The 217-nt window shown below is 43.8% G+C and carries 1 pseudogene; it reads right to left on the bottom strand.

The annotated features are described in order from the left end of the window. Positions 1 to 217, bottom strand: a pseudogene (locus NPS47_RS25610) (hypothetical protein); the annotation flags it as partial.

The raw sequence follows: 217 nt of genomic DNA, 5'->3' as shown, positions 1-217 counted from the left end.
CAACAACAGCGAGCTGCGTAAGTTCTTCCCACTTAAATGCATAGTAATGGTATTGGGTATGCATTTCCCGATAGTTCTTTGAGCATGCCATCGAAAGATATGTCAAACCCACTCCACCAGGACCTATCACTGCACCAAGCAAGAACGACGGATCAATGGTTGCCATGAAAACAAAAAAAACAGCCGTTATCCCTGCAAGCCATTTCAAAAATGTCAG

The organism is Pseudomonas putida (genome assembly GCF_028682475.1).
Taxonomy (GTDB): Bacteria; Pseudomonadota; Gammaproteobacteria; order Pseudomonadales; family Pseudomonadaceae; genus Aquipseudomonas; species Aquipseudomonas putida_AG.
Note: the sequence above shows the minus strand (reverse complement) of the source record. Positions and strands in the feature narration are given on the sequence as shown.